The sequence below is a fragment of the Sporolactobacillus shoreicorticis genome (assembly GCF_024125445.1).
Classification (GTDB): domain Bacteria; phylum Bacillota; class Bacilli; order Bacillales; family Sporolactobacillaceae; genus Sporolactobacillus; species Sporolactobacillus shoreicorticis.
In genome coordinates this window covers 1-401 of the sequence record NZ_JAMXWM010000106.1, presented here as the reverse complement: position 1 = coordinate 401, position 401 = coordinate 1, and the positions used below count along the sequence as shown (strand labels likewise).

Below are 401 nucleotides of genomic sequence, written 5' to 3'. Positions count from 1 at the left end.
ACGGCTGATGAGCGGCGAATCTCTTCGTCGGCTTGTTCCCTGTGATCCTCATGTAGATAATCTACATTCCGGTTCTCGGTAACTGCGCTTTCTCGATCTTCTTGCTCCTCATCCGTCACATTAGGATCAGTTTCTTGACGTTCATTCATTGCTTTCGTTATCCAGTTTTCAAGGTTCATGATGCCGTAATAGACATAATTAATGGTGGAGCCTAGCGGGATCGAACCGCTGACCTCCTGCGTGCAAAGCAGGCGCTCTCCCAGCTGAGCTAAGGCCCCACAAAAAATGGTGGGCCTAAGTGGACTCGAACCACCGACCTCACGCTTATCAGGCGTGCGCTCTAACCAGCTGAGCTATAGGCCCCCACCAAAATGTACTGAAGGAATGTATCCCTCAAAATT

General features: G+C 49.9%; 2 tRNA genes. Both read right to left on the bottom strand.

Annotated elements, in window-relative coordinates:
- Positions 1–202: 202 nt before the first annotated feature.
- Positions 203–278, bottom strand: a tRNA-Ala gene (locus NIE88_RS22215).
- Positions 279–286: 8 nt separating this feature from the next.
- Positions 287–363 (bottom strand) — tRNA-Ile (locus tag NIE88_RS22210).
- Positions 364–401 lie beyond the last annotated feature (38 nt).